Here is a 4,479-nt window from a genome sequence, read left to right on the forward strand (position 1 = left end):
AAATCCTTATCTGGCAACGTTTTTAGTCGATTTCTCGGAAATACATAGCTGAAAATTTTTAAAAACGTCGTGCTTTGCTTACCTTATAAGGGATTAAAGGTAGCAAAAAAAGAATTAGATTCGGAGAATGAAACAGCCCTACTCTTGGGGAGGGGGGGAGCCGGAGACTAGCATCTAAGCTTATTAGATGTATAATAAAGCTATCATCTTAGATTAAATGCTATGAGTAAAGTAATTAGCTTTTCAATCAGCGATCGCTACCTAGACAAAATCCGATCGCTATACCCGGACTTGACCGAGAATCTGGCAGCCAAGCAATTCCTGATCGATCAATTAGATGCAAGCTTAGATGTGAGCTTAGATAATAGCTTAGATGATAAGCTCAGAATCTTAATAGAGAATAGCTTAGATGCCAAGCTAGATGATAAATTAGATGCCATGGAAAAATCGGTCGCAACGCGGTCGCAACGCGAGATCGAAGACCTTGCTAATAAACTATCTCACTGGGTTTCAGGTTTTGATGATCAAATAAAGAATATCGATCAGGAAATGAAAGATAGATCGATCGCGATCGATGATCAAATAGAAAAAATAAAAAATCGCCTTGATAACTGGACATTAGCCACAAACAGCGACATCAAGGATATTAGAGATAAATCGATCGAGATCGATCATCAGATAAAAGCTATAAAGGCAAGGCTAGATGAGAACTTAGATACTAATTTAGATGCTAATTTAGATGATAGCCTAGATAGTAGTCTATATGAAAGCTATAGCGAGATTTTCAACGATAGCCCAGATGAGAGCTTAGATGAGAGCTTAGATACCAAGTTAAATACTAAAGTAGATACTAATTTAGCAGTAATTATGGATAAAAGATATCCTCTTTCGATCATTACCTTGATCGCAGCAACGATAAAAGCTATAGAGGCAAGGCTATATGAAAACTTAGATACTAATTTAGATACTAATTTAGATGATAGCCTAGATACTAAACTAGATGACAGCTTAGATGATGCCCCCACTCAAGGCAAGTGGCTAACCTTGCAGGAAATACTAGACCAGCGCCGGAAGGGCTGGCCAAAATCGATCGAAGGCTTGCGGAAAAAGGCAATCAGGGAAGGATGGCCAAGGCGAGATCGGGAAAACAGAAAGGAGTACCAGATTCCCTAGAAAAGGATCATCGGGGCGCGCCCTACGGGCCGGGCTGTCCGGGACTTCGCTATCGCTACGGCGCTACGCGCGCCTCCCTACCGGTCGGCTCCCTCCCATCCCTCGCGCGGCGCAGCCTGAAAGTTCTCCTATAGACCGCAAATAACCAGCCGAGCGGCGAATTTCGATTAATCCGCACGCTTGAAGCTTATCCTCGCCGCTCCGCTTGTCTTGTCCCACGCCTAGGGGTTAACCGCGCCGCCCTACGGGCCGCGCTCCGAAGCCATACCAGCATTTAAAAAACTGCCAACAAAACTTAAATTTGCTTCGCTCGTCGGGCGGGGGGGGTATCCTTAGCCCATTCGCTTACCGATGAAGATGCCCCCGCACCTTCTCGTTCGCGCCGACCACCCACCCCCCCACCCCACCCGCCGCCTAGTCCTGATCTAGCAGAGGTTGCGGTCGCTTGACAGTTGCCGGTGGGTTGGTCCCCTCTGGTTGCTTGCGGACTTTGGCGCGCCTCTGGGGTCCGGGACTTCGCTGCGGTCGGCTGGTGGGGGGCGCGCCAGCCGCAGACTGCCCGCCGGGGACCTTTGAGCTTTTTTCCTTGACTGGCGCGCCTTCGGCGCGCCGGATAGCCTCTTTTTTTGAGTTTTAATGATATTTTATCGTAAAATAATGATAAAATAGAGAGATAGAGTTATTTTTCTGCCTGTGATTCCTGATGCCGTCGTTTCTCTTGTTGCCACCGCGCCCTGCGTTGGCTTCTCTGGTTCGCGTTCCCCTTCCGCCGCCTCTCTCGCGGCCGTTTCTGCTGTTGCCGCAGAGGTTCCCGCCTCTTGCCCGATCTCCGTGGGGTGTGCCGGGGGTGTCGATCGCCTTGTCCGTTCTCTTTTTGCGTGCGCCCGCGTTTTCTCGGTCTCCTCGTTCGGGGTTGGGCGTGGCTCCTTTGCGGCCCGCTCGGTGGCCTGCGTTGGCTCCGTTTCCCCCGACGGCGTTTGGCTCTCCTTCCCTGCGTCTCCCTGTCCCCCCGGTCTGCTGCCGTCTAGGTCTTCTTCCCGTTGTTTCGGCGGGTTCGGTGCTGGTTCTTGGTCTTCTCTAGCCTTAGCGGTCGGTTCCGACTTGCGGTGCGCAGTTTTCCTTCCCCCCGATATCCCCTCGCCGGGATGGGGGCTGGTGTCGGTGGGCGGCGGCTGGTGGCTGTGGTCGCCGGTTGCCTCTCAGCTATTGCTTTTCTAGTGCTTTTCTAGCGGGGACTTCCCCGCTTTTTTATCCCATTTTATCTAAAAAATTTTTCTATTTAATGATAAATTATCATTATTTTGTGATATAATAAAATCATAGAAGTTTTTGGAGAGAACCTTATGTATCAGTTGAACCTCTGCGATCGAGTAACGATCTTTCTTTCTGATAACGGCGAACAGCGCTGGCCTATCAACCCGAGGGATCGGGTACGCCGGCGATTCCTTACCTACCTAGCGGGAAATAATAAAGCCGAGCTTAAAAAAGCTTGCCAGCATCTGGATATTCAAAGCTTTGAAATTCGACTCGCCAAAAGATTGAAAGCCTATAAATGGGAATGTAAAATCGAGGGGATGGCCTGGAATGATGCCCTCAAATTAGCGGTAAATTTAGGTGCAGATTTAAGTCAGTGCGTCCCGATCGATCTGAAAAATTCAAGATACAGAAATCACTCGATCGAGGCACTAGAATCCGAAAAAGTTTCCTATTAAAAAATATTATCTTCCCCGCAAAAATGCGGGGATTTTTTATCTATTTATTGATATTTTATCAAAAATTTATGATAAAATAAAAGTATAAACCAAAGAAAAAAGGATAAAGCGATGACCTTATTTCCAGATAACTGGATCGAAATAGTCGGAACGACCGTAGAAAAGGAAAAACTCATATTAATTTGGCGGAATAGTGATCGAACAAAAGTGGGGACGATGACCGTAACCAAATTATTAGAAATTGTCCCAGTTGCTAACCATTTATAGGTTCCATATCAACCTAGCTAACTGCAATTAGCTAGGCTGACCAACACATTAAATCACCATCTGGAGAATATCATGAAATCCCATCTAGAAAACGCTCTTGACTATTTACTGCTCGCAAAACAAGAGAGCCAAGATAGTTCCTTCGAGCGCTCCCAAATGCTCAATAAAGCGATCGAGAATATTTCCCTGCTACTGACCGAACCAGAAGATAGTTGGACACCGCCCAACCACCACGATTTTTTGATCGCTGACCTGCTGATCGAGGCCTGCAAATAAACAGTAATTGCAATTGCACATCGGGGCGCTTGCCGCCCCCCAGAAACCGATAAAGGACATCTGAACAATGGCTAAATCAAACTATACACCCTCGGACAAATTCCAAATCGTCAGCGATCGCTTAATGCAGTTACTAGAAAATGGCGTTAAGCCTTGGGTAAAACCTTGGAAAGCAGTCGGCTATCAGAATTTGATCACGGGTCACGAATACACGGGCATTAACCCGCTACTCTGTGCGATCGATTGCATGGCTCAAAACTATGAACAGCCCTACTTTCTGACTTTTAAGCAAGCGAAAGAAAACGGCTGGACGATTAAAAAAGGCTCCGAATCCACTTGGATTCGTTGGGGTGGTTGCTACGCGGTAGAAATAGAAGATGATCGAGGTGAAACCGTCAGGGAATTTCGGAATTCTGCCAAATGGTTTAACGTTTTTAACGTGGCCTGTGTCGAGGATAAAAACGCCGAGATCAAGATCGCTCACTTCTCAAAACCCGAACCGATCGGACGGGAACACACCACCGATCCGATCATGCAGAAATTCCTTAACAGCCAAGAGGCGACGATCTCCCACGGTGGCGATCGAGCTTTCTACAGTCCAGAACAAGACGAGATCCGCCTCCCGGAATTATCCAGCTTCCAGAGTCTGGCGGGATACTACGGAACGGCGATCCACGAACTCGCCCACTGGACGGGACACAAAACGCGACTGAATCGAAACCTATCGGGTGCTTTCGGCTCTCAATCCTATGCTTTCGAGGAACTGATCGCCGAACTTGCCGCCGCACTCGTTCTCAACGAATTTAACTACACGGGAGAACTGGAACACCACGCCAACTATCTAGGCAGCTGGTTAAAAGCGCTGAAAAACGATAATAAATATTTCTTCAAGGCCGCTGGTATGGCCACGAAACTCACCGTTCGCTCATTTTTTCGAGTAAGAGAGTGTCAAACAGGTTGAAAAGCTTACCCAATAAAGGATTCAGCGACCCAGACTGACTCGGGTTCATCCCGAAGCAAAGTAAGTGGTAGTATAAATAGACTCCTCTAC

Annotated in this window: 5 protein-coding genes; all 5 read left to right on the top strand. The window is 47.4% G+C overall.

Annotated elements, in window-relative coordinates; translation table 11 throughout:
* Positions 1–222 precede the first annotated feature (222 nt).
* The 5 genes from O9324_RS00215 (at position 223) to O9324_RS00235 (ending at position 4,389) form a co-directional block, all read left to right on the top strand.
* Positions 223–1,173 (top strand): hypothetical protein, encoded by a 951-nt coding sequence (locus tag O9324_RS00215; RefSeq protein ID WP_288139170.1) that lies wholly within the window; start codon positions 223–225, stop codon positions 1,171–1,173.
* Between the two features lie 1,343 nt (positions 1,174–2,516).
* Entirely contained in the window at positions 2,517–2,885 is a 369-nt protein-coding gene (locus O9324_RS00220) for a hypothetical protein (protein WP_288139171.1), read from the top strand.
* A gap of 111 nt (positions 2,886–2,996) precedes the next feature.
* Entirely contained in the window at positions 2,997–3,152 is a 156-nt protein-coding gene (locus tag O9324_RS00225; RefSeq protein ID WP_288139172.1) for a hypothetical protein, read from the top strand.
* A gap of 72 nt (positions 3,153–3,224) precedes the next feature.
* Positions 3,225–3,428, top strand: coding sequence for a hypothetical protein (locus O9324_RS00230; RefSeq protein WP_288139173.1), 204 nt, complete (start codon positions 3,225–3,227; stop codon positions 3,426–3,428).
* Positions 3,429–3,495: 67 nt separating this feature from the next.
* On the top strand, positions 3,496–4,389 hold the full coding sequence (locus tag O9324_RS00235) for an ArdC family protein (RefSeq protein ID WP_288139174.1): 894 nt from the start codon (positions 3,496–3,498) through the stop codon (positions 4,387–4,389).
* The last annotated feature ends 90 nt before the right edge of the window (positions 4,390–4,479 follow it).

Origin of the sequence: Microcystis sp. LE19-84.1B (assembly GCF_027531875.1) — a bacterium.
GTDB classification, from domain to species: domain Bacteria; phylum Cyanobacteriota; class Cyanobacteriia; order Cyanobacteriales; family Microcystaceae; genus Microcystis; species Microcystis panniformis.